This window comes from Caldicellulosiruptoraceae bacterium PP1 (assembly GCA_041320695.1).
Taxonomy (GTDB): Bacteria; Bacillota; Thermoanaerobacteria; order Caldicellulosiruptorales; family Caldicellulosiruptoraceae; genus JBGGOQ01.
Map to the genome: position 1 here is coordinate 1 of JBGGOQ010000007.1, position 26,687 is coordinate 26,687.

Consider the following 26,687-nt stretch of genomic DNA (forward strand, 5'->3'; position numbering starts at 1 on the left):
TATTATATCTAAAAATGATAGAAATTTAAAGAAAATATTAATTTAATAGCATTTACCCTAACATAAGAAAAAAATATGATTTATTTATAAGGGTTTATACGGAAATTTACATATAGGAGGTTGGTATTTGTGCTTTCTAAAAGTGTTTTTAGATTCTTTTCAGTTATACTTATTCAGGCTATATTCTTTTCATTTGTTTTTGTGCCAAAAGTAAAAGCACAGGAAAGCAGTTCCATAATTATCAATCCAATAAACAACTTGAGTGAGGATTTTATAAGAGGCATGGACGTTTCAATGCTAAGCCAAATTGAAAAATCAGGAGGGAAGTTTTATGACAATGGTGAGCAGAAAGATTGCCTTCAGATTTTAAAAGATCATGGGGTAAATTGGATTAGATTAAGGATATGGAATGATCCAAAAGATGAAAATGGTATAGATGTTGGTGGAGGAAACTGCGACCTTCAAATGGCAATTGATATTTCAAAAAGAGCAAAAGCACTTGGAATGAAGGTTTTGATTGACTTTCATTACAGCGACTTTTGGGCAGATCCAGGTAAACAAACAAAACCAAAAGCCTGGGTAAACCTATCATATGAGCAACTAAAGCAAGCTGTTTATGATTTTACAGCAAATGCCATATCAAGCCTTAATGCAAATGGAGCAACACCTGATATGGTTCAGATAGGTAATGAACTTAACAATGGCTTTTTATGGCCAGATGGGCAAATATCAGGTAACAGTGCTGGAGGATATGATAAATTTGCTGAACTATTAAAACAAGGTATAAAAGCTGTAAAGGATAATGATCCCAATTTATCTGATCCAAACAAAAGAATAAAAATTATGATTCATCTTGCAAATGGCGGAACTAATAGCTTATATAGAACAGTATTTGATAACCTAACACAAAGAGGAGTAGACTTTGATGTAATTGGTTTATCATTTTATCCATTTTGGCATGGAACATTAAAAGATTTGCAGGTTAATATTAATGATATTTCTGAAAGATATAATAAAGAGATTGCTATTGCAGAAACTTCTTATGCTTGGACATTAAGTGACGGAGATGGTTTTGAAAACTCATTTGGGGAAGATGAAGAAAATTTTGGTGGATATAAGGCAACAATACAAGGACAGGCTAGTGCAATAAGAGATATTATGGAAGTTGTATCAAAAGTACCAAATAACAAAGGCCTCGGAATTTTCTACTGGGAAGGGGATTGGATACCAGTAAATGGTGCAGGATGGAAAACAGGAGAAGGGAATAGCTGGGATAATCAAGCTTTATTTGATTTTAACGGTAATGCTTTACCTTCATTAGATGTTTTCAACAAGATTTATTCAAATAATCCACCAACACCACTTACTATAGAAGAAATACTTCCTTCAAAAGTTACAACACCACTTGGTGAAATTCCTACATTACCATCAACAGTAAAAGTAATTTTCAATGACCATTCAATAAAAGAAGCAAATGTTACATGGGAAGATTATGACAAGAATCTATTAGAACAGTTAGGAGAATTTAATATAAAAGGCCAAGTTGAAGGAACAATAATTCAAGCTATTTGTAAAATAACAGTTAGTGGGCATAAAAACTATGTGAAAAATGCAGGCTTTGAAACAGGTAATTTTGATAATTGGGAAGCAACTGTTTTATCTGGTCCACAAAATGCAGTTAGAGTTGAGTATTCTCCAGGTAATAATGCTCATTCTGGAAATTATACAATGCATTATTGGGCTGCAACTGCATTTAAGTTTATAGTAAGTCAGACAATAACCGGATTGAATAATGGTGTTTATTCACTTTCGGTATATACACATGGCGGTGGCCGAGAAAATCAACTAAAGTTAATTGCAAGTGACTATGGTGGAGAGGAATTAAGTACATCAACCATCCATACAGGTTGGAGAGAGTTTAAGAAGGTTGTTATAAATGGAATAAAGGTTACTAATGGACAATGCAAAATAAGTATTTTAGTAGATGGTAACAGTAATAATTGGGGAAGCTGGGATGATGTAGTATTTACTGAGGATACCTCTTATGCGTCTATAAAATCATTACAATCAGTAAATGCAAATGGAGATTTTAATGCAACAATTGGTGTATATGATTTAAATGAAGATGCTACTGCAGCAGATATAGAAATTAATTATTCGGCTAATTTATATGATTTAATCGAAGTTCAAAACATAGATCAAGATACGCAAATAATTGATATTGAAAAAACTCAATCAGGTGTTAGGGTATTTGCTATTAATAAGAAAGGATTAAACAATAAAGATATAATAACATTAAAATTTAAAGCAAAAAATTTAACAGAAGATAAAGTAGGAAGTTTTGTTATAAACAAATTCGAGCTTGGAATAGCTCAAGATGGAAGAGTTATTGTACCAGCTCAGCTATCATCTATTAATATAAAGGTTAATGGAATTAAACAAACTGGTAATCAAAACAATAATACCAATAATCAAACAACAAATACTAACAATACTAACAATACCAGTAATCAAACAACAGCTATTCAAAATACACAACAGAATGATCAATCTAATGAAACAACTGAAAAAACTTATAAAGTAAACATAGGTAATAACAACAAAAACATAGTTATGGAAATAACACCTGAAAAACAACAAGAATCTTATAATGTAATAATAGAGCAAAGGATTATAGAAGAGCTTCAAAACAAGCTTAATAACAAAGAAAATATATCAATAAAATTAAATAATTCTAAGGATATTAAAGATATTAATATACAAATTCCAAAGGTAAATTTAGATAAAAATAAGATAGGCAATAAAATAGTAATTGATACACCTACATTAATAATTAATTTGCCATCTGATACTTTTATTGATCAAAGCAATAATATTAGAATTACTAATATAGGTATAAAGAAAGAGGAAGCTCTGAATATAAGTGATTCCATAAAGAAACAGCTTTTTGAAAATGAAATATATAATATTGAATTTAAAAATGAAACAAATAAAATATCGCAATTTGATAAAGCAATAACAATAACTATACCTTTAGAAAAACAAGACACAGATTCTCAATACCTAACTATTTTAAGTATCTCAGATGATGGGAAGATGGAAATCATACCAAATGCAATCTATAATAAAGAAAATCAAAGTGTAACATTTAAAACACATCATTTTAGTAAATTTGCAATTATTAAAAGGTATAAAACTTTTGAGGACATAAAAAATATTGAATGGGCTAAACAGGCTATTGAGGTACTATGCTCAAAAGGAATCATAGATAATTACGATAATGATAAGTTCTTACCTGATAATCTGATTACAAGATCTGAATTTGTTTCAATGCTTGTAAAAGCATTTGGTTTTTACAGTAATTTTGAAGGTAATTTTGTTGATGTAGATAAAGACAATAATTATTATGACTATATAGGTATAGCTAAAAAAATAGGACTTATCAATGGTATTGGTAACAATAAATTTAACCCCAATGCACCAATCAAGCGAGAGGACATTGCTGTTTTAATTAAAAGGGCAGTTGAAATTGAAAAAGAAATGAGCCTAAAATCTAATAAAGCATTACTTAATTCTTATAAAGATAATAATAAAGTATCGAAATATGCAAGTGATGCAATATCCTTATTGATAGAGAAAAATATAATGACTGGCAATAAGGCTCAAATTATGCCTGATAGTTTAGCAACAAGAAAAGAAGCGGCAGTAATACTTTATAGAACAATAATGAATTTAAGATAGAAAGAGGTGATTAATAATGAATAATAAAAAAGTTATTGTATATGTTCTAACTTTCATGATTATACTGTTAAATTTAAATATTGTATTTGCTGATGATACAAACTATATACAAAATGGTAGTTTTGAAAATGATTTTAGCAACTGGACTATTATTCAAAGTGATAATAACCCATTATCAATAAAAACTAGTGATGTTAATGATGGAAGTAAAACACTTAGTTATTGGGCGGCTGATAATTTTCAATTTACTGTTTATCAGACAGTATATAATTTGCCAAAAGGTAAATATAAACTTAGTGTTTGGACACAAGGTGGAGCTAATCAAAGTATATTAAATCTTTTTGTTAAAGATTATGGTGGAGATAAGCTTACACAGCAGATTACTGATACTGGTTGGCGTGATTGGCATCAATGGAGTATTGAATTCACCCTAAAAACCAATAGCTTAACAATTGGTATTGATTGCAATGGAAATGCAGGTAATTGGGGGACAATTGATAAGTTTGAACTTGTAAAGCTACCTTCATCAGGGCAGATTGTGGGTATTAAAGATGTAAATATAACTGCTGCAAAGGCAAATAATCCTATACTTCCAAATACTGTAGATGTTGTTTTTGATGATGAGACTGAAGGAAAAGCTGCTTGTATATGGGAAAGTTTTGATGCTTCACTTTTACTAAATGAAAATACTACATTTTCTGTGTATGGGGCTGTATATGGCACTGATATCAAAGCAGTAGCAAATATAAACGTTCAACCAATAAAAGAAGTAAAAGCTATAAGTCCAATAAACATTACAATTAATGATACTTTTGAATTACCTAAAACAGTTCAAGTTGAATGCTATAATAGTGATATGATTTTTGTTAATGTTTATTGGGAGAGTATGGATAACAAAATAAACCAAAAGATAGGAAGCTATACTGTTATGGGAAGTATCTATGGAACTGATTTAAAAGCAGGTATTCAAGTTAATGTAAACTATAAAAACATGGATTTGAACAATGATACAAAATTTAATATTGGTGATCTTGCTATTGCAGCAAACTATTTATCAAAAGGTAGATTTGACTCTGATTGGGATAGTGTAAAGTATGCTGATATAAATAACGATGGGCAAATAGATACTAATGATTTAAAACTAATTGTCCAAAAAATAAAAGGAAAGATATAAACTAAAAGTAATAAAGAGGCTTGGTTCTATTGAACTTGCCTCTTTTTCTTTTATATTAACTTGTTTATTTATTATATTGATTATATTTTTATATGGTGTTATACTTTATTTCAATACTTTTTAATATAGGAGCTGAATAAAATGAGCATGATAACCTATACAATTGAGAATAGATTATATATTAATGTTACAAATAAATGTTCAAACGATTGTACATTTTGTATTAGGGCTACTGAAAAAGGGTTAGGAGAAGAATATGACCTCTGGCTCAAACATGAACCAAGTGTTGATGAGATTCTAAGTGAAATTAAAGAACCAAATAAATATGATGAGATTGTTTTTTGTGGATATGGAGAGCCTTTACTAAGGTATGATGTAGTAATCGAGGTTTCAAAAAGATTAAAAGAGATTTCAAATGTAAAATTAAGAATTAATACAAATGGCCAAGCTTCATTTATATTTAAAACAAATATCCCTAAATTACTATCACCATATATAGATGTAATATCAATTAGTTTAAATGCTCCAAATAAAGAAAGATATAATGAACTATGTAGACCATTTGATGAGGATATATATGATGGAGTTATTGAATTTATTAAAGATTCAAAAAAGTATATCAAAGAAGTTTGGGTTAGCGTTTTGGATATTTTGGATGAAAAAGAAATAAAAGAATGCCAGAGAATTGCTGATGAGCTTGGGGTCAACTTTAGAATAAGAAGATATGAGGGTTAACTTGTTTAAAATATACAAAAACATATAAGCATTTTTGTATATTTGGTTGATATTTAATATATATTGTTTTATAAAAAATTTAATAATTATAAATTAATCTTTATAAACTTTTGGTATTGAATGGTGTATACAAAAAACATATAATCAATAATGTAAAGCAAATGCGGACCAACCCCCCTTAAAATTTTAAAAGCTACATAAAGCTTTACAAGATTCATTTCCTCCTTTAATATAAAAAGCGGGCAGGATTTAAAAAATTTAAATCCTGCCCGCTCGTGCTTTTATGTAAAATTGTATATAATATAATATATGATTTTATTTGGGGATGAAACATGAAATTTTTTATTAATACATCAAATAAGGTTTACAAAAAAAAGAGAAATAAAAAAAGATTCCAATTTAAAAGAACATATATTTTATACATTTTTATAACTTGGTTAGTTTTGACTGTTGCAAGTTTTTTAGTGAGAGAATACATATCTAATTATTACTTTCATTTACAAATGAATAATATAAATATAGATGATAAACAAAGAATATTAATATTTGCACCTCATTGTGATGATGAAACATTATCATCTGCAGGGGTTATTCAAAGAGCAATAGCAAATGGCTCTGAAGTAAAGGTTGTAGTTATGACAAATGGTGATGGATTTACACGAGCAGTTGGTCAAAATACTGGTAAAATAAGGCTAAAACCCTATGATTATATAGAATTTGGGTATAGAAGACAAAAAGAAACAATTCATGCATTAGAGGATTTAGGTTTAGAAAGGAACAATATAATTTTTTTAGGATATCCAGATAGGGGATTAAGATATCTTTGGGAAAAATATTTTAATTCAAAAAATCCTTATTTAAGCAGTTTAACAAGAACAACAAGATCTCCATACAATAACTCATATCAGAAAAATGTTGAATACAAAGGCATTAATGTTGTAAATAATATCGAAAGTATTATATCATCATATAAACCTGATTTAATTATTTATCCTTATTCGAGAGACCAGCACCCAGACCATTGGGCTACATCTGCTTTTGTAAAATTTACACTACTTAAAATGGATTACAAAACAACAGAGCTTCAATATCTTGTTCATAGAGGAGACTGGCCAACACCTTTTGGGAAAAGAACAAATATGTTTTTAGTTCCTCCATTTAAACTTGCATTTACTGATACAACATGGGTTCAGTTTCCTTTGAATAATGAATTGTTAACAAAAAAGATGGATGCTATCTATGACTATAATAGTCAAGTTAGAGTTATGAGAAGCTTTTTAGAAGCATTTATTAGGCAAAATGAGCTATTTAGTTATTTACCAAACATTACTGCAGTAAGATATCAAGGTGATGATATCTTTTTAGATAAATATAAAGTACTTTCTGAACCTAATAAAGATTCAATACCTCTTATTTTTGAATCTGGTGCTGATATTGATGGAATTTTTATAGCACATAATGAACAAAACTATTATTTTGGAATTAAAATGTTAGGATCGACAAAAAGGCTTGTTGACTATTATATACATGCACGTTTATTTAATAGAAACAAATATATTGGCAGAATTTATATTAGAGTAACACCAGATAAGATTATCTTGGATAAGACGCTAACTGACAAGAAATTTACATTGCTAGGTACAAAGATACAAAGAAATAAGGAATTTTTAAAATTAATAGTTCCTAAAAAAGACTTTCTAAATGCTGACAAAATATTTATAAGTCTCAGAACTGAAATTTTAGGAAGACAATTTGACAGAAGTGCTTGGAGAGTGGTGGAGTTTAGGTAAGTAAAAAAAGGTGTCCTAAAAAACTTTTGTATGAATTAATAGGACACCTTTTAATTATTTTTCTAAGGTATTAGTAGATTCTCTTATTACAAGAGAAGTAGGTTCAATATATTTTTCAAATTTATATTTTCCTTTTTCAATACATTTATAAATAAACTCTGCTGCTTTCCAGCCAATATTATAGAAATTTTGGTCTACAGTGGTCAGTGGTGTTTCTAAATGTTCGAGTATTTCTATATTATCAAAACCAATAACAGACACATCATTAGGTATATTAATATTGATTGCCCTTAATAACCTAATTATTTCAATTGCTACATAATCAAATTCAGTAATAAAGGCTGTGACACCTTGGTTAACAAGATCTTTAATAATTTCAGTTTTTTCATCAATATTTACACGTGGCAAATCATAATTTTGAATAACAAACTTATTATTGTAATATATATTATAATCAAATAAAGCTTTTCTATAACCAAAAAATCTGTTTTTAATTGATGTAGCAAAACCTATATGTGTTGTAGAAATAAATGCTATATTCTTATGCCCTAAAGAAATTAAATATTTAGTTGCTTCATAAGCACCATTAAAGTTGTCTGAGACAACATATGAAATAGGAATTCCTTCAATATATTTATCAATTGTAACAATGGGATACTGATTTAAATATAAGTTATAAACAGCATCATAAGTTTCTATATCAAATACAGGATAATAAATTATCCCTGAAGAACCATTGTATGGTAGCAAATTTAAATATTCTTTTTCTTTTTCAACTAGACCATCTGTACAATGTATTGATAAATAATAGCCTTTGGAATGTAAGAAATCGGAAGCTCCTTTAATATAATCAATATTTCTACCTGTATTAGATGAAAAAGGAATTATTAAAGATACAATCTTATTCCTGCTATTATCAGCAATTTTGTTATTATCATTAGATAAAAATAAATCTGGACTAACATAGCTTCCTTGTTTCTTTTTGCGATAAATAAATCCCTCTTTTTTGAGAAGTTCTAATGCTTGTTTTGAGGTAATTCTACTTACATTATATTGTTGAGCAAGCTCAATTTCTGTTGGTAATTTATCATTAGGTTTTAGTTTGCCTTCAATAATCATTTGCTTAATATCATCAGCAATTTTCTTGTATAATGGCGTTTTTAATAAATTTTCCTCCATAGAATCACACCTACATCCTTATAAAATAAATATATCATAATAAATTTATTATCACTTTATATAGTATACCATAATAAATAAAAACAGTCTATAAGCATCCAAATTAGAATATGTTCAATTAATTTTTTAATATAAAACATAATTTTAATTGAAAATTATAATATATCATATTGACATCATTGAAATCATATTGATATAATATAATAAAATAGTTTGGTAGAAAGTAAACAAAATTTTGAAAATACATCAAATTAATTTAACTAAAATATATATGCTTGGTAATCTAATATACATAATATATCATTAAATATTATAACAATTCAAGGCTTAAAGGCTTTTTAAAAGCCTTAGTATATAATAAATATGGGAGGTATTTTGTATGAGGAAAGTTTTAAAAACTCGGTATTTATCTCTGCTTTTGGTATTTGCATTTGTTATTTCATTTGCTGTTACCAAATTAGATACAACAAAGGCAGAAGTAAAACCTGGTTCAAAAGGAACAGTGGTATTTTGGGGAGGACAATTTGATCCAGCTGATAAGCCATTTGAAGACTTTGAAAAGAAAACTGGCTATAAAGTTTCATATCCTGTCAATTTTGTAGATCAATCAAAACTATTTGCAGCAATTGCAAGTGGTAACCCACCAGATGCAGTTTTTATCTATAATGATTGGATTATTCCTTTAGCAGCTCAAAAAGCACTAAGGCCAATAGACGAATATATGTCAAAGGCAAAAGATATTTCATATAAAGAATTTCTACCATTCACTTTAAAATGGGGTGAATATAAAGGGAAACATTATTCACTTCCTTGGGATATTGATTTTGACGTGTTGTACTGGAATAAAGACCTTTTTGAACAAGCTGGATTGGACCCAGACAGACCACCACAAACTTGGGATGAATTAAAAAAATATATTAAGATTTTAACAAAATATGATTCAAAAGGTAATATAGTTCAATTGGGAATGGATTTACCACAATGGAGTGCAAGTCAAGCATTAAACACATTTATGTATCAATTAGGTGTCAATTGGGTAGACCCTTACGGAAAATCAATGGCTCTAAATAAAAATGTAAGAAAAGCAGTAGATATGGTAATTGAATTAGCAAAAATGTGTGGGAAAGGAATTGAAAGCAAAAAATCAAAAGATGTTGACTTTGCTTTTGAAAAAGGAAACATTGCAATGCATATTGACGACTCAGTTTGGAGACCAAGAGATGCTTATAGAAACAATGCTAACTTAAAATGGGATTTAACATTAATACCTGCTCCAGACACTAAGACAAAGAGAGTAACACCAGGATATGCAACATGGGCATTAGCATTGCCATCAGGTTCAAAAAATCCACAAGGTGGTTTTGATATTATTAAATGGTTTGCTTCAGATGTTCCATACCAATGGATTGTTGAAGGATTTAAACAAAACAACAAAACACCTTGGCCATATATGATTGCACATAAAAACATGTATGAATATGTTAAAAACACAATGGTTCCTCAAATTGCAAACCCAGTTATCAAAAATGCCTTAGGCCATAAAATGCAAATATTAGAAAAGAACGTTGTATTTACAGCAAGACAAACTGATTTTGATTATGGTTCAGTGGTTAGCCCAATATGGGATAAGATTCAAACACTCCAAATTAGTCCAGCACAAGGACTTGCTGAAATAGATAAACAACTTAAAGCTGGTTTAAAAGAACACTTGAAAAAGGTTGCTCAAAGAAATAAAAAATAATATCTAGCAAGGCGTACTGGAAAGTAATTTAGCTTTCCAGTATGCCAAAGTTATATTTTTTCAACGCCTATTTTTAGGAGGTTACAAAATGTTTATTTCCAAAAGGATTTTAAAGGAATTCACTATATTAGTATTGATAATCTCATTTTTGTTTGATTTTACATATGCACAACCAGGTGCAAAGTTAGCTGAAAAATTAAAAATTCAAGTAAATAATAAAAAAGAAGAAACAATTCTTTATAGATATACATATGAAAAATACCTTTTCGATATAAGTAAGCAACACAAATTAAATTGCCAAAATCAGGAGATTATTTTAACACCAGACAACATTTCCTCATATTCTGATCAAAAGATAATTAAGAATAATTTCAGAGGAGCTAGTGGCCCTGTATTAATTTGGGATAAAAATGAAAAATACTTTGATTTTAAAACTGAAATATTAAATGAAGGGTTTTACAATATCGAAGTTGAATATTATCCTCTTAGTGGTAGTGGAGATACTATTAAAAGAGGTTTATATATTGATGGGAAATTACCATTTTTCGAAGCATTGAATATCCCCTTTTTCAGATATTGGAAGGATGCTGCAACTTATAGTGTTTATAATAGTGTAGGAGATGAAATCAATCCTCAACAAACAGAGATTTTAGATTGGAACAAGCAGCTATTATTTGACATAAAAGGTAGATACCCTATGGGATTTAATATTTATCTTACAAAAGGATTACATACATTAAGATTTACATATGTTGATCAGGGAATAGCAATATCAAAGATATATCTAAAAAGTGTTAAGCAATTGCCCGTATATACCCAATATTTAAAAAATACTAATTTTAATAACAATAACTTTACTCTGAAAATACAAGGTGAAAAGCCATATATAAAAAATGATATCACTATAAAAAAAGAATATAGCGGAGATCCACAAATAGACCCATTTGATAAAAATAACATAAGGCTAAATTACCTTGGTGGATGGAGATGGAGAAAAGGGAATCAAGAAGTTATTTGGAAGTTTAATATTCCACAAAATGGCTATTATAAGCTTGGAATAAAGTATATACAAAACTATAGGGATGGCTTAACAAGCTATAGAGAGATTTTGATAGATGGACATATACCATTTAAAGAATTTGAAGCTTATCCATTTAAATATAAAAACGAATGGCAATTTAATTGGTTGAAAGGTAAAAATGATAACCCTTATCTTGTTTATTTGAATAAAGGAACTCATACTATATCTTTAAAATGTATTACAGGTGAATATAAAGATATTGTTACTGTATTGGAAGATCTGTCATATCAATTATCATATATACTAAAAAGAATAATAATGATAACTGGAAGTGACCCTGATCTAAATTTTGATTATGAATTAGATACAAAAATACCTGATCTTATTAAAAACCTTAAAGATATGTCTTCACAATTAGGATATATTTCAGAACAGCTAACAAGGCTTAATGATAAAAGGCCAAGTATTGTTAATCAATTTTTATCTTTCAAGGATCAGATAGATAGGTTAATAAAGACTCCTTTTCTAATTCCAAGGCAACTAAAAGATTTAATGAATGCTCAAATGAGTATTACAAACTGGATTGAAGATTTAGAAAATCAACCACTTGGTATAGATTTTATTATGATTGCTTCTAAAGAAAAAAAGCTAAATATAAGAACATCAAATATTTTTGAAAAAATGGCTATATCTTGGTTTAACTTTATTAATTCATTTAAAAAGGATTATGATAAAGTAGCTGGACTAAAAACTTACAAAGGCAAAAAATATAAAACAATAAATGTGTGGGTAGCAAGAGGAAAAGAATGGGCAGAAATAATGAAACAATTAGCTGATGAAGAATTCACACCCAAAACTAATATTAATGTTAATATTAATGTTTTGCCATCAGGTCAGTTATCAACAGGTGGAGTTAATGCACTTTTATTAAGTATTGTATCCAAGTCATATCCTGATGTAGCATGTGGAGTTGATAGACTCACTCCTGTTGAATTAGCAATTAGAGATGCTACTGTAAATTTAAAAAGCTATAAAGATTTCAATAATGTTATAAATAGATTTCATAGTGGAGTAATTGATGGATTTATATATAGAAATGGTGTATATGCATTGCCAGAAACTATGGATTTTACAGTAATGTTTTATAGAAAAGATATAATTGATGAACTTGGGATAAAGTTACCAAATACTTGGGAAGAACTATACAAAAATGTATTTCCGATACTTAATCAAAATGGCATGCAGTTTTACTATGGTAACGCCAATATAGGAGATTCATTTATTCCGTTTCTATATCAACGAGGAGGCAAATTCTACAAAGATGATTATTTGAGCACTGATTTGGATAGCGAAAGAGCATACATGGCATTTAAAGAATGGACAGATTTATATAAAGTATATAAAGTACCAGTATCAGCAAGCTTTTTCAATAGATTTAGGACTGGTGAAATGCCAATCGGAATTGCTGGTTATGACATGTATATTATGCTAACTGTTGCAGCACCAGAACTTTATGGCAGATGGGGAATTGCATTAATACCTGGGCATATAAATGAAGAAGGCAAAATTGATAGAACTGCATCTGCAAACACAACAGCTACTATTATTCTTCAAGGATCAAAGAAAAAAAATGAATCGTGGGAATTTTTAAAATGGTGGACTGATCAAAATACTCAAACAAGATTTGGTCGAGAAGTAGAGTCATCTATAGGGCCTGAAGCAAGATGGAATACTGCCAATATGCAAGCATTTTTAAATCTTCCATGGGATAATAGTCACTTAGAAATAATAAAAAAGCAATGGCAATGGTATAGAACACAACCTGTTGTATTAGGAGGATATTTTACAAATAGACATTTATTAAATGCTTGGACTAAAGCTGTTGTTGACTTACAAGATATTAGAGATTCATTAGAAAAAGCTGTTAAAGATATAAATAAGGAAATGAAAATTAAACAAAAGGAATATGGAGTAATTAAGTGAGAATTAAGGAGGCCAATAATAATGGCATTTAAGAAATTTTGGAACAATTATGGTATTGGGTATTTATTTCTATTACCATTTTTAATACTGTTTACATTGTTTGTTATTATACCTGTACTTTATTCTATATTCTTAAGTTTTACTCATTACAATATTATACAGTCACCTAAATTTGCAGGTATTGAGAACTATAGGATACTATTTACCGATGATGATGTCTTTTTGATTGCATTAAAAAACACTTTAATATTTGCATTTATAACTGGTCCCATAGGATATTTTGCTTCATTTTTTGTTGCATGGATTATAGATCAATTAAAGATGAGAAAATTTTTTGCTTTAGCTTTTTATGCTCCATCAATTACAAGTGGTATTGCAATGTCAGTTGTATGGTTATACTTTTTTTCTAGTGATAGATATGGATTTATAAATAATCTACTAATACGATTAGGTATAATTTCAGAACCAATTCTATGGAATTTAGATCCAAAAACAATTTTGCCAGTAATAATAATAGTTTCTGTTTGGATGAGTATGGGTACAGGTTTTTTAGTTTTTCTTGCAGGTTTACAAAATATCTCAAAAGAGCTTTATGATGCAGGTGCTGTTGATGGGATTAAAAACAGGTTCCAGGAGCTTATATATATTACACTACCTTCAATGAAACCACAACTTTTGTTTGGTGCAATAAACTCTATTGTCAGCTCGTTTGGGGTGTTTGATATTGCAGTTTCAATTGCTGGCATACCAAGCCCTAATTATGCTGGTCATACAATAGTTGCACATTTATATGATTATGCATTTATTAGATTTGATATGGGATTTGCTTCAGCGGTTGCTGTTATACTTTTCATATTGACATATTCTTTAGGCAAAATTTTTATGAAAGTGTTATCTTCAAAGGACGAATAATAAAGCGGGAGGCTAATTTAATGATTAATAATAAAAAAAAGATATTGTTAAACACTAAATGGTGGATAGTTTATTCATTTATGCTGCTTTTAGTCCTTTTCACAGCATTGCCATTGATATATATGATATCAACTGCTTTTAAACCATATGATGAATTATTTTTATATCCTCCAAGGTTTTTTGTAAGAAGACCTACAATGAGAAATTTTATTGAGTTATTAACTGCTTTAGATAGCTCTGTTATTCCTTTTTCAAGATATATATTTAATAGTTTATTTACTACATGTGTTGTAGTTATTTTAACAGTAATAGTAAGTAGTATGGGAGCATTTGCAATTGCAAAGTATAAGCTACCTTATGGAAATGTGATTTTTAATATAATAATTGCAGCACTCATGTTTTCTCCTCATGTTACACAAATACCAAACTATTTGATTGTTAGTAAATTAGGTTTATTAAATACATATTGGGCATTGATTGTTCCTAAGATAGCTGTAGCATATAATATATTTCTTATGAAGCAATTTATAGAACAGATACCAGATACTTATATAGAAGCCGCAAGAATAGATGGTGCAAAAGATTTTAAGATTTTTTGGAAAATAATAATGCCAATGTGTAAGCCTGCATGGTCAACATTGATTGTATTTTCATTTGTTTCAAATTGGAATGATTATTTTTCACCGTTGATTTTTATAAATAAACAAGCATTAAAAACATTGCCGTTAATCTTACAAAGTTTAGCAGGTGGGCCAGGGCAGGTTGCAAGATCAGGAGCTATGGCTGCTGCAACTTTTCTTGTAACAATGCCAACTATAATAGTGTTCTTGATAATGCAGTCAAGGGTTATGAAAACTATGGCATATTCAGGAATAAAAGGATAATTAGGTGGTGTAAAATGAAAAAAAGAATAAAAACTAAAAAGTTTATTATTTGTTTTATTACTTTTATAGTATTGTATTTTAATTTTTTTCTAATTGCTTTTGCAGCTGATTTTGAACATGACTATATTTTAGATAAACAGCTTAGGAAGATACCTATACCAATAAGCTATGTAACTGAAAAAGTAATAGATAATTTTGGGAAAGATATTAATCTTAACAACCCACAAGATATCTTTATTGATAGTAAAAATAATTTATATATAGTTGATACTGGTAACAATAGAATCGTAAAATTATCAGGTAACGGGGATCTATTAGGTGTATTTACTGGCCCTGATAACTCACCTCTTTCTGAGCCTAATGGTATTTATGTTGATGAAGATGAGGATATGTATATTGCTGATACAGGAAATGAAAGAATTATTCATTTATCAAACAATGGAAAGTATGTAGAACAATTTACCAAACCAAAGTCTGAGTTATATGATAACAAATATCCTTTTAGACCTATAAAGGTTTTCATAGATAAAATTGGTTACATATACATTCTTAATAAAGATGATTATCATGGTTTTATTGTACTTGATGCAACAAATAAATTCCAAGGATATATAGCACCTACTAAACTCGAATTTAGTTTAAGAGATCTCTTTATAAGGCTATTTGCAACAAAAGAACAAAAAGATATGTTAGAAAAGAGATTACCACCTGCACACTCTAATTTTTTGATACATAGTGATGGCATGATATATGCGACTACCATAAGAACTGATAATGCTCAAGTAAAAAAGATAACACCTATAGGTAATAATATTTATAAAAAAACAGACTTTTTTGGAGAAAGAGTAAATTCACTTGGCAAAAAAAATGAGCCTATGTTTGTTGATTTATGTGTAGACAAAAATGGAATAATTACAGCCCTTGATAATAGCAGTTGTAAATTATATCAATATGATCCCGAAGGTAATTTATTAACTGTTTTTGGAGGATATGGAGCTTGGAAAGGTAAATTTATTAATCCTTCAAGTGTTGCAATAGATAGTTCTGAAAATCTCTATGTTTTGGATGCAAGTTTAAATAATATTCAAGTATTAAAACCTACCAAATTTATAAGCACCATTCACCATGGTATAAAGCTTTATTATCAAGGAAAATACAAAGAAGCTGTAACACCTTGGATGGAAATTTTAAAAATAGATCCTAATTATATTATAGCTAATAAAGGTTTAGCCAAGGCATTGATGAAACAAGGTAAATGGATTGAAGCAATGAAACATTATAAGAATGCAGATGATAAAGAAGGTTATTCTCAAGCCTTTGCTGAATATAGACATGAAAACTTTAGAAAATATTTTATCTTTTATGTATTTGCCTTTATTTTAATACTTTTCATATTACTAAAGATTATTTCTATTGGTTTTAGAAAAAGTCAAATGCTTGCTGATAATTATTATTTTTATAAAAAATAGATTAAGGTGATAAAAATGGAATTGTTGAAAATTTCTTTACTAACAATTTTTAAACCAAGTGAAGCATTTATTCAATTAAAAAAGAATAGAAAAAACTTTGATATAATCTCGCCGTTAATTATTCTTGTTTTACTTATTTTAGTAAGAGTATTTGAAATATATTTTACTCATTACCCACTTACGCAAATTGAGCCAAGGCAAACAAGCATATTAAGGGAATTTTTCAAAAGCATAATTCCTGTCTTAACTTGGATAGTTTCTTGCTATGCAATTACTACTATATCAGAAGGGGAAACTCTAATAAGTGAGCAATTTTCATCAACTATATATTGTTTAATTCCATACATAATATTAACAATTCCAATAGTATTTTTTTCACATATTCTTTCTATTTATGATATTAGCTGGTTTAATTTTCTTCAAGCAATTAAATGGCTATGGGTTGTTATTTTAATTATATATAGTACCAAGACACTGAATAATTTTACTATTGGGAAAACAATATTAGTGTGTATTTTATCAATTATAGCAGCTATTTTAATATGGCTATTAATAGGGCTTTTTTACGTATTGACAATTCAGGTTGTAAACTTTATCGATGAATTAATAAAAGAAATAAGACTTCTTCGTATTCGATGAAATGGAGGAAGAGTAATGAAAAAGGCTTCATTTATACTTGTTTTAATATATTTATTAAGTTGTTTTATAGTACAAACAGGATATTCACAACTGGATAATAGACTAGCAGGATATAAAAAAGTTGCAGAATCACAATATTTAGAACTTTTTTATAACAGTCAAGACATAGCCATTGCAGTTAAAGACAAAAGAAACAATTCAATATGGTTTTCTAGTGCTGATAAAGAATATTTGCTCAAAAACGGAGTAGAAGAATTTTTTGTTAAGAATTTTAAATCTATGTGGATTCTTACATACACAAATTTAGCAGGAGAGGAAAGCACAACAAAACAGTATAACTCAACAAAAAGTGATATATCAGTAAGTGAAAACAAAATAAATAATGGTATTAAATTAACATTTACTTGTAATAGTATAAGAATTAGATTTGCAATTGAGTTTTCGATTGATAAAGATAAATTCATTGTAAAGGTACCTGCTAATAGTATAGCAGAACAAATTGATATTCAAATCGAAATAAATAATACAATTAGTAATACCAGAAAAAATATAGTAAAATTAGAAAATTTATTAAAGAATATAAGAAGTTCATCACTACGAAAAGTAGCTGATAAAAAAAGAATTGATATTATAGCTACTGATATTGATAATATAAAAAGTACTTTAAATAGCGTGAATGGAGTAGATAATTTAAATAACAAAGCTAAAAGTCTATTTTCATATGCATTTGATATAAATGAAGAAATTCAAGGATCTGAACAAAAAGGACGAGGACTTTTAGATATAGCCCAAAAAAGTAATAAGGTGGATAAAAAGACAATTGAATCATTAAAAGAAATTTCACAAATATCAACTGAAATAGCTAACTCTACTGATAATTATAGAATGCAGGAGTTTGCTGGCATAGTAAAAATAGATATATTACCTTATTTTGGTTCAAGTGGTGATAATGAAAAAGGTTATATGCTTATACCTGATGGTTCAGGAGGATTATCATACTTTAAGAACAAACATCCGCAATATCTATCTTATTATTCAAAAGAAATTTATATGGATACACTATTTGATATAAATAGATATGAAAATGATATTAAAAATGGTATGCAAGAAATATTAATGCCAGTAATTGGTGTTAAAAAAGAAAACGCTGCATTTATAGCTTATTTAAATAAAGGTGAAGCAAATGCATCAGTTAATTATATGCCATCTGGTTATGAAGTTAATCTAAATAGAATATTCTTTTCATTTAATTATAGAAGGTTATATGAATCGGTAACAAAAAACTGGAATGGCCAAAATTATAAGATATATGATAGAACACCTACAAAGTCTGATAAAGAAATCACTTATATGTTTTTGCCTCCATCACAAGCTGATTATAGTGGAATGGCTAACAAATTAAGAGAATATTTAGTATCAAATAAACTATTAAAGAAAAGTAGAATATTAAAAGACAACATTTCGTTAGGACTTGATATATTTTTAGGAATTAAAGAAGAAAGGATTCTAATTGATAAATTTATAGCCTCAACAACATACATGCAAGCTAAAGATATAGTAGACTATTTAATGAAAAATGGTGTTAACAACATAAACCTAAATCTCATAGGTTGGATGAAAGGAGGATACGGCATCTATCCTTCAAGTTTTGAGGCTGAAAGAAAGTTAGGTGGGAATAAAGAATTTGATGAACTAATAAAATTTACAAAACAAAAAAATATACCAACCTTTCTTCAAGTAAATATGATTGATGCATCTTCAAAGGTTGGAGGTTTTTCAGTCAGAAATGATGTTGTAAGAGCAAAAAATGGGAAACAAATAACAAATGCATCACATACAAGATTTATTTTTTCTCCACAATATGTATTTGAAAAATATTCAACCCAAATATTTAACTTTATTTCAAGACATGATTATTTAGGTGTAAATTTTGAAAAGTTAGGCTGGTTTATATATCCTGATTATAAGGATAAAGCTATTTCAAGAGATCAAACAGAAGAATATTGGGAAAAAACATTAGATAGATTTGTGAAAAATAATATACTTACTGCATCAATGAAAGGCAATATTTATGTTGCAAAATATGTTGATTTAATAACTTCCTTACCATATAAAAGTACAGGTTTTGCCTTTATAGATGAAGATGTACCATTTTACCAAATGGTCATACATGGTTACATACCTTATAGCATGAAACCTTTTAATTTATTTTATGATAAAAAGTTAGAAAAATTAAAAGCGTTAGAATATGGAGCAATCCCATACTACCAGGTTACTTATAAAGATTCTTCTGAATTAAAATATACAGATTATAAAGAATTATTTACCTCAAAATTTGACCAATGGAAAAATGATATTTTGGCAACTTATAAAGAGTTTAAAAATAGAGTTGGAAGTACTTCAAATAAATATATAATTTCTCATAAGAAAATTAATAGTGATATTGTTGCTATTACTTACTCAAATAACTTAACAGTTTATATTAATTACTCTAATAAGAAAGTAAAAATTAATAAAATTATAATAAATCCTCTTGATTATATTGTTGTTAAATAAGGGGGCAGCTAAATTGAAAAAGAAAAGAATGTCGCTTGAAAGAAAAACAAATTTGGAAGGATATATATTTGTTCTACCATGGATAATTGGATTTGTTGCTTTTTTAGCATATCCATTTATTCAATCATTAATACTTGCATTTAATGAAATAACTGATATAGAAAAATTTGGTCTAAAATTTATTGGTATGAATAATTTTATAAAAGCGTTCACAGTTGATGCAAAATTTATCCCTGCTTTTACAGAGACAATTAGAGATACTCTTATTAATTTACCTCTTATTATAGTATATTCATTGTTTATCGCAATCTTATTAAATAGAGGAATGAAGTTAAAAGGATTTTTCAGGGTAATGTTTTTCTTGCCTGTTCTTTTAGGTACTGGGCTTATAATGAAACAATTAATGGGACTCTATTTAGATGATACATTAATACAAGAAATTGGAGCTTCAGATACTGAAATAAGAAGAGCTGCAGGAGCTATTATTCTTCCTGATACATTTATGACATATTTAGGGCCTGACTTTGGGAAAATTATTCAAGATTCACTTGATAAGCTTTCATCAATACTATGGAGATCAGGCATACAAATTATAATTTTCATTGGTGGACTCCAAAGTATACCACAATCTTTATATGAGTCTGCATATTGTGATGGTGCAACAGCTTGGGAAGCCTTTTGGAAAATAACACTTCCTATCATGACTCCAATTATTTTAATTAATATTGTATATACACTAATTGATTGGTTTACAAGCATTGATAATAAAATTATGGAGTACATTACTGACATATCTTTTAAACAAATGCAGCTTTCATATGGAAGTGCTTTAGGCTGGATATTTTTCATATTTATTTCTATATTAATTGGATTGGCTTTTTTACTGATGGGTAGATTCATAGTGTATATTGGAGAAAAATAAAAAATGGAGTGATATTAGTGCAAAGAAGTATTTATATCGAAAAAATTAAAATGTATGCTTCAAAAAAATTATTAAATACAAGTTTTGAGAAAAAGAAAATATCGCAGTTAATAATAAATTTCTTAATATATTTTCTACTGATAGATTTTGCTTTTGTTTTTATATTTCCCTTTATATATATATTAACCAATGCTTTAAAAAGTCCATATGATTTAACAGACATTAGTACAAAATGGATTGTAAAGTCCCCTTCATTAAATAATTTTAAACAAGCACTTGTTCAACTTGAATACTGGAGTTGTCTGAGGAATACAATAATAATTACATTAATTTCTGCTTTAGGCCAGGTAATTTCGTGTGCTTTTGTAGCCTACGGATTAGCAAGATATAAATTTAGAGGGAATAACCTTATTTTTTCAATTGTAATTTTCAGTTTAGTAATACCACCTGAAGTACTTGTAATACCTCTATACATTCAATATTCAAAAATGCATTGGTTAAATACATTTTTACCTATTATTATTCCATGCTTTTTTGGAATGGGATTAAGAGGCGGATTGTTTATATTTATATTTAGACAATTTTTTAAAGGACTACCTAAAGAATTGGAAGAAGCAGCAAGAATTGATGGATATAATGGTATAAACATATTTTTTAAAATTGTATTGCCTATTTCTAAACCTTCAATATTAGTTACAACAATCCTATCAATAGTTTGGCATTGGAATGATGTTTTTGAACCATCGGTTTATATGACTGTTCCAGAAAAATCTGTACTTTCAATGGCTTTAGCTAATATTATGAGAAATAGGGCATATTTATTTGTTACTTCTGGTGGGGAAGTTATAAGCCCATTAGCTATGGCAGGATCTCTATTAATAGTTTTGCCACTATTATTAATATATTTTATAGTCCAAAAGCAATTTATGGCTGGTATAGAAAGAACAGGATTAGCAAATTAAGTATATAAAAGGATGTGATTAAATTGTCAGAAATATTAAAAAATAAAAAAATAGCATTTCATTTACGCATAGGATCCTCAGAAGATGTTATACCACTGATGAATTCAGTTGAAGAATTTTTGGTCAAAAGAGGAATAAATACATTAATCCTTGAAATAAATACAGGATACAAGTTTAATAGTCATCCAGAATTATCTGAAGGGACATTATGCAAACAAGATGCTAAGTATATAGTTGAAAGATCAAAAATATTAGGAATTGAAGTAATACCTTTGTTTGAATGTTTAGGTCACCAAGGTTGGGGAGGCTCTCCTAATTCTATATTAAGAGTTTACCCTGAACTTGATGAATCACCTTATATTCCATACCAATCAAAATGGCCTGAAATATACTGCAGAAGTTGGTGTCCAAATCATCCAGATATTTATAAAATAGTATTTCCAATGATTGAAGAACTGTTAAATGATTTTGAGGCTAAATATTTCCATGTTGGAATGGATGAGGTTTTTATATTAGCTGATGAAAAATGTCCAAGGTGTCATGGGCAAAATAAAGCAGAGCTATTTGCTAACGTTGTTAATAAGCTTTATAGTTATATTGCTGAGGAGAAAAATACAGAAATGATACTTTGGGCTGATAGATTATTAGATAAAAATAAAATGGGATATTCCATATGGGATGCAGATAATTTAGGTATTTGGCCTGCAATAGATAAAATAAATAACGATATTATTTTAGCTGACTGGCACTATGATAAATTAAATAAATATCCTTCTGTTGAATTTTTTGCTGAAAAGGGATTTAGAGTATGGCCTTCTTGCTGGAAAGATAAAGAGGCTGCTATTTCCTTTTTTGATTATTCAATAGAATATTTTGAAAAATCAGATTATAAAGACTTTTTATATGGCCTAATGGTGACAGGTTGGAATCTTTCGGGTAGATCAATATTTGAAACAGTTAAAGAATTTGATAATTTTAAAGAAGGAAAAGAAATACCGGATAATCTTAAAGATACCTTTGATGTTTTAGATACATTAGATTCTGTTTACTATAGATTTATAAAATAAGAAAAATATATTAAAATAAATATAAAAATAGTATTTTAGAAGGTGTATTTGTATGAACAAAAGCAATAATGAACTAAAAATTATGTCCTTTAACATTCGTGTAGATACAACTTTTGATAAAGATCATAGCTGGGAGTTCAGGAAAGAAAGGGTTGCGAATGAGATTTATTTCTTTAAACCACATATTTTTGGTTTACAGGAGGCTCTAAAACATCAACTTGATTATTTAGCTAATGAATTTAAAGAAGAATATTCGTATGTTGGATTTGGACGAGATGATGGACATGATAAAGGTGAGTTTGCACCTATTTTTTACGACAAAGATAGAATAAGGCTTGAGCGATATGGAGTGTTTTGGTTATCTGAAAACCTGTTTGAAAATGGAAGTATTGGTTGGGACGCAGTATTTCCAAGAATTGTTACATGGGCTGAGTTTTTTGATTTAAAAACTTACAAAAAATTGTTCTTTTTTAACACTCACTTTGATCATGAAGGACGAATAGCACAAGAAAAAAGTGCTGAGCTTCTATTGCAAAAAGTTGGTAATTTTGCTGGTAACAATCCTGTTGTTGTTACTGGTGACTTCAATGTTGAAGAAGATTCAAAAGCATATAACATCATTACTAATGGATTAGGAGAAAATAGTGATTTTATGCTATTTGATGCTAAATATATTTCAAAGCATAACCATTATGGGCCGACAATTACATATAACGCTTATGGTCAAAAAAACTATCAAACTAAAATTGATTATATCTTTGTAAATGATAGAATAACAGTATTAAACCATGGTATTTTGAATAGCTCATGGGATAATACATATTCGTCTGATCATTTTCCTTTAGTTGCAAGTATTATAATAAAATAAAGTTTAATATGTGGCAGGAAGTGAATTAAATGCATAATATGAAAAATGAAATTTTTGAACAACAGCAATGTATAATAAATAGTTTTATATTTAATAAGGATAAAATAAGAAATATTGCAGACCAAATAAAAAATAACGATATTGATAAAATTATTATTGTTGCACGTGGTTCATCTGATAATGCTGCTGCCTTTGGAAAATATGCTATAGAAATCCTCACTGGTATACCTGTTATGCTTGCAGCACCTTCTGTTGTTTCTATATACAAAAAAGAACTAAGACTTGATAAAACTTGTGTTATTGCTGTATCTCAATCTGGTCAGTCTGAAGATATTTGTGAATTTGTAAAACATGCTAATAGTAAGAATGCCTTTACAATTGCTATTACAAATAATAAAGAGTCATCACTTAATTCAATTGCTCAAAATAATATATTTATGGAGATAGGGCCAGAAAAAGCTGTTGCTGCGACAAAAAGTTTTACTGCTGAAGTACTTTTATTAGAAATGCTTGCAGCTTATTTAGGTAACAATGAAAAAATAATTGATCTTCTTTCTAAAATCGATAAAGTTATTCAAAATGCTTTATCAATATATGAGGATATATCAAAAGAGATAATAAGATTTAGATATTTAAATGAATGTTTTGTATTAGGAAGAGGATTAACTTATCCAATTGCATTAGAATTTGCTCTAAAAATACAAGAAACAAGCTATATTAGAGCAAAAGGATTTTCTATATCTGATTTTATGCATGGCCCTATTGCTATGATTGATACTAATATACCTGTATTTTTAGTTGCTATAAGAGATGAAACATATGATAATTCGCTTGAGGTTGCCCAAAAACTATCAAGTCAGAATATTGATGTTATTACATTTAGCGATTGTGAAGAACTTAGAGAATATTCAACTGTTTTTTTTAAATTTAATGATGATTTAGATTTATTTATAAAACCATTTGTGCTTATACCCCAAATACAGCTTTTTTCATATTATTTAAGCATTTTAAAAGGAAATAATCCAGATAAACCAAGGCTGTTAAATAAGGTTACTATTACAAAATAATTAAATGTAATATAATACTATATTTAATGTACTAATAATATTTATAATATTTAATTAAATTAAGAAATTATTTTGAGGTGTATTTCATGTTACAAAATTTAATAGTTAACCAATTACCAGATGAAATTAGAAAAGGGCTTAATCATCTTAAAACTATTATAAATTACCAAATCGAAAACCCTATCTATCTTACTGTAAAAAAAATAGATAGAGGTTTAAGAATAAGCCTTAATAATCAACAGGCAGAAATATGCTATTCCAAGCCAAATCAATTCTTTAGAGCATTTAGTATACTTATAGAGAATATAAAAAAAGGTCTATGTGAGTTTACCATTGAAGAAAAACCTTATATGGAAACAATAGGCATAATGATTGATGCTTCAAGAAATGGTTCCTTAAAAGTTGAGAAGGTTAAGGAACTCATAATGAGACTTGCATTGATGGGATACAACATGTTTATGCTTTACACAGAGGAAACCTATGAAGTTGAAGATGAACCTTACTTTGGTTATATGCGTGGAAAGTATACTTATAACGAATTAAGAGTGATTGATGAGTTTGCTAAGATTTTTGGTATAGAAGTAGTACCTTGTATACAAACATTAGGTCACTTGGAACAATTTTTAAAATGGGGAGATACCTATAAATATAGAGATACAGGCTTTAATCTTATAGTTGGTGAAGAAACAACTTATGAACTTTTGGAGAAAATGATAGTTGCTGCATCAAGGCCTTTTAGCACAAATAGAATCCACATAGGTATGGATGAGGTATATATATTAGGGTTAGGAAGATATATGCAAAAGCATGGATATGTGGAAAGGAACAAGATCTTTGTTGAACATATAAAGAAAGTTTTAGAAATAACAAATAAATATAATCTAAAGCCAATGATGTGGAGTGATATGTTTTTCCATAATGCAGGAGACCAAGATTTTGAAAACTTAAAGAAGGAACTTCCTAAAGATGTTCAGATGGTTTATTGGGATTATTACAATAGAGATCCAGAACACTATAGAAAAATGATTAAGCGACACAAAGAACTTGGTTTTGAACCAATTTTTGCAGGTGGTGATTGGACATGGGTAGGTCCTGTGCCACACTATAAAATAACTATTCCTAACACTAAGGCAGCTTTAGAAGCTTGCAAAAAAGAAAATATAAAAGAAGTATTTGTGACTCTTTGGGGTGACGATGGGACAGAGTGTAATTATTTGGCTGCAATGCTTGGAATGGTATATTTTGCAGAGCATTGTTATAAAGATGAGGTTGAATCAAATTATTTAGATGAAAGATGCAAAACTTGTACTGGTGTTGGAATGGAAGCATTTTTAGATATAGGAAGATTAAATGAATTAAAAGTAAATGAAGAAGATATCAATTCAAATCCTGCAAAATACCTTTTGTGGCAAGATATATTGTTAGGGTTATTTGATAAATATGTTGAAGGTATAGATACTAAAGCATTTTACTCTAGTTTAAAACAAAGATTAGAAAATTATCTAAAAGAAGGATTACCCAAAGATATATTTTTGGTTCCTAAGCTGATAAGTGAGGTTTTAGAGGTAAAAGGGGATATTGGCGTAAGATTAAAAAAAGCATATGAAAATAATGATAGGCAAACTCTAAAAGAGATTTTAGAAAAGGAACTTAGCTATCTTGAAAACAAAGTTGAAGAATTAAGAATAGCACATTACGAACAATGGATGGGAGTATATAAACCATTTGGCTGGGAAGTAATAGATATAAGATACGGTGGGCTTATTTCAAGAATTAAGACAGCAAAAAGAAGAATTAGTGACTATCTATCTGGGGAGATAGAAAAAATTGAAGAACTAGAGGTGGAGAGATTATATTTTGCTGGTAGAGACAACAAAAAGATATATTGTGAGAGTCTTTATAGCAGAATAGTCACTGCAAATGTTTTTGGACATACTAATATATTCTTATAATTTTTACTTAAAGAAGGAGCTGATA

18 protein-coding genes are annotated in these 26,687 nt (G+C 28.5%); 17 read left to right on the forward strand and 1 reads right to left on the reverse strand.

Translation table 11 applies throughout. The features are described 5' to 3' along the window. The first annotated feature begins 129 nt into the window (after positions 1-129). The 4 genes from ACAG39_09325 (at position 130) to ACAG39_09340 (ending at position 7,440) form a co-directional block, all read left to right on the forward strand. Positions 130-3,741, forward strand: coding sequence for a glycosyl hydrolase 53 family protein (locus ACAG39_09325; GenBank protein ID MEZ0537435.1), 3,612 nt, complete (start codon positions 130-132; stop codon positions 3,739-3,741). A 16-nt stretch (positions 3,742-3,757) separates the two neighbouring features. Further along, entirely contained in the window at positions 3,758-4,915 is a 1,158-nt protein-coding gene (locus ACAG39_09330) for an Ig-like domain-containing protein (GenBank protein ID MEZ0537436.1), read from the forward strand. A 141-nt stretch (positions 4,916-5,056) separates the two neighbouring features. After that, positions 5,057-5,650 carry a TatD family nuclease-associated radical SAM protein gene (locus tag ACAG39_09335; protein ID MEZ0537437.1) on the forward strand — a complete coding sequence of 198 codons (594 nt, stop codon included), beginning with the start codon at positions 5,057-5,059 and terminating at the stop codon, positions 5,648-5,650. A gap of 332 nt (positions 5,651-5,982) precedes the next feature. After that, positions 5,983-7,440, forward strand: coding sequence for a PIG-L deacetylase family protein (locus ACAG39_09340; GenBank protein ID MEZ0537438.1), 1,458 nt, complete (start codon positions 5,983-5,985; stop codon positions 7,438-7,440). A gap of 54 nt (positions 7,441-7,494) precedes the next feature. Here ACAG39_09340 and ACAG39_09345 read toward each other — a convergent pair whose 3' ends face one another. Continuing rightward, complete coding sequence (locus ACAG39_09345) at positions 7,495-8,619, reverse strand: GntR family transcriptional regulator (GenBank protein ID MEZ0537439.1); 1,125 nt, start codon at positions 8,617-8,619, stop codon at positions 7,495-7,497. A gap of 379 nt (positions 8,620-8,998) precedes the next feature. On the opposite strand from ACAG39_09345, the gene ACAG39_09350 reads away from it, so the two are divergent. The 13 genes from ACAG39_09350 to ACAG39_09410 all read left to right on the forward strand — a co-directional run bounded on the left by ACAG39_09350 (position 8,999) and on the right by ACAG39_09410 (position 26,662). Further along, positions 8,999-10,360 (forward strand): ABC transporter substrate-binding protein, encoded by a 1,362-nt coding sequence (locus ACAG39_09350; protein ID MEZ0537440.1) that lies wholly within the window; start codon positions 8,999-9,001, stop codon positions 10,358-10,360. A gap of 88 nt (positions 10,361-10,448) precedes the next feature. Continuing rightward, complete coding sequence (locus ACAG39_09355; GenBank protein ID MEZ0537441.1) at positions 10,449-13,364, forward strand: extracellular solute-binding protein; 2,916 nt, start codon at positions 10,449-10,451, stop codon at positions 13,362-13,364. Positions 13,365-13,385: 21 nt separating this feature from the next. Then, positions 13,386-14,276, forward strand: coding sequence for a carbohydrate ABC transporter permease (locus ACAG39_09360; GenBank protein MEZ0537442.1), 891 nt, complete (start codon positions 13,386-13,388; stop codon positions 14,274-14,276). Positions 14,277-14,296: 20 nt separating this feature from the next. Continuing rightward, positions 14,297-15,160 (forward strand): carbohydrate ABC transporter permease, encoded by an 864-nt coding sequence (locus tag ACAG39_09365; GenBank protein ID MEZ0537443.1) that lies wholly within the window; start codon positions 14,297-14,299, stop codon positions 15,158-15,160. A 14-nt stretch (positions 15,161-15,174) separates the two neighbouring features. Beyond that, positions 15,175-16,629, forward strand: coding sequence for a hypothetical protein (locus tag ACAG39_09370; GenBank protein ID MEZ0537444.1), 1,455 nt, complete (start codon positions 15,175-15,177; stop codon positions 16,627-16,629). 15 nt (positions 16,630-16,644) lie between these two features. Then, entirely contained in the window at positions 16,645-17,268 is a 624-nt protein-coding gene (locus tag ACAG39_09375; GenBank protein ID MEZ0537445.1) for a YIP1 family protein, read from the forward strand. A gap of 15 nt (positions 17,269-17,283) precedes the next feature. After that, positions 17,284-19,824 carry a DUF5696 domain-containing protein gene (locus ACAG39_09380; GenBank protein ID MEZ0537446.1) on the forward strand — a complete coding sequence of 847 codons (2,541 nt, stop codon included), beginning with the start codon at positions 17,284-17,286 and terminating at the stop codon, positions 19,822-19,824. 13 nt (positions 19,825-19,837) lie between these two features. Next, on the forward strand, positions 19,838-20,746 hold the full coding sequence (locus ACAG39_09385) for a carbohydrate ABC transporter permease (GenBank protein MEZ0537447.1): 909 nt from the start codon (positions 19,838-19,840) through the stop codon (positions 20,744-20,746). Between the two features lie 17 nt (positions 20,747-20,763). Further along, a complete protein-coding gene (locus ACAG39_09390) occupies positions 20,764-21,708 on the forward strand; it encodes a carbohydrate ABC transporter permease (GenBank protein MEZ0537448.1) in 945 nt (314 codons plus the stop codon). Between the two features lie 23 nt (positions 21,709-21,731). Beyond that, positions 21,732-22,775: a family 20 glycosylhydrolase gene (locus ACAG39_09395; protein ID MEZ0537449.1), complete on the forward strand. Its 1,044-nt coding sequence runs from the start codon at positions 21,732-21,734 to the stop codon at positions 22,773-22,775. A gap of 52 nt (positions 22,776-22,827) precedes the next feature. Next, positions 22,828-23,643, forward strand: a complete 816-nt coding sequence (locus ACAG39_09400) for an endonuclease/exonuclease/phosphatase family protein (protein MEZ0537450.1) — start codon at positions 22,828-22,830, stop codon at positions 23,641-23,643. A gap of 29 nt (positions 23,644-23,672) precedes the next feature. Beyond that, positions 23,673-24,710 carry an SIS domain-containing protein gene (locus tag ACAG39_09405; GenBank protein ID MEZ0537451.1) on the forward strand — a complete coding sequence of 346 codons (1,038 nt, stop codon included), beginning with the start codon at positions 23,673-23,675 and terminating at the stop codon, positions 24,708-24,710. An 86-nt stretch (positions 24,711-24,796) separates the two neighbouring features. Then, entirely contained in the window at positions 24,797-26,662 is a 1,866-nt protein-coding gene (locus tag ACAG39_09410; GenBank protein ID MEZ0537452.1) for a beta-N-acetylhexosaminidase, read from the forward strand. Positions 26,663-26,687 lie beyond the last annotated feature (25 nt).

Excerpts from the sequence above, each read along its gene's own strand:
- ACAG39_09375 (MEZ0537445.1), top strand. The coding sequence starts at position 16,645 with ATGGAATTGTTGAAAATTTCTTTACTAACAATTTTTAAACCAAGTGAA.
- ACAG39_09335 (MEZ0537437.1), top strand. The coding sequence starts at position 5,057 with ATGAGCATGATAACCTATACAATTGAGAATAGATTATATATTAATGTT.
- ACAG39_09355 (MEZ0537441.1), top strand. The coding sequence starts at position 10,449 with ATGTTTATTTCCAAAAGGATTTTAAAGGAATTCACTATATTAGTATTG.
- ACAG39_09365 (MEZ0537443.1), top strand. The coding sequence starts at position 14,297 with ATGATTAATAATAAAAAAAAGATATTGTTAAACACTAAATGGTGGATA.
- ACAG39_09380 (MEZ0537446.1), top strand. The coding sequence starts at position 17,284 with ATGAAAAAGGCTTCATTTATACTTGTTTTAATATATTTATTAAGTTGT.
- ACAG39_09400 (MEZ0537450.1), top strand. The coding sequence starts at position 22,828 with ATGAACAAAAGCAATAATGAACTAAAAATTATGTCCTTTAACATTCGT.
- ACAG39_09360 (MEZ0537442.1), top strand. The coding sequence starts at position 13,386 with ATGGCATTTAAGAAATTTTGGAACAATTATGGTATTGGGTATTTATTT.
- ACAG39_09330 (MEZ0537436.1), top strand. The coding sequence starts at position 3,758 with ATGAATAATAAAAAAGTTATTGTATATGTTCTAACTTTCATGATTATA.
- ACAG39_09405 (MEZ0537451.1), top strand. The coding sequence starts at position 23,673 with ATGCATAATATGAAAAATGAAATTTTTGAACAACAGCAATGTATAATA.
- ACAG39_09350 (MEZ0537440.1), top strand. The coding sequence starts at position 8,999 with ATGAGGAAAGTTTTAAAAACTCGGTATTTATCTCTGCTTTTGGTATTT.
- ACAG39_09340 (MEZ0537438.1), top strand. The coding sequence starts at position 5,983 with ATGAAATTTTTTATTAATACATCAAATAAGGTTTACAAAAAAAAGAGA.
- ACAG39_09410 (MEZ0537452.1), top strand. The coding sequence starts at position 24,797 with ATGTTACAAAATTTAATAGTTAACCAATTACCAGATGAAATTAGAAAA.
- ACAG39_09370 (MEZ0537444.1), top strand. The coding sequence starts at position 15,175 with ATGAAAAAAAGAATAAAAACTAAAAAGTTTATTATTTGTTTTATTACT.
- ACAG39_09345 (MEZ0537439.1), bottom strand. The coding sequence starts at position 8,619 with ATGGAGGAAAATTTATTAAAAACGCCATTATACAAGAAAATTGCTGAT.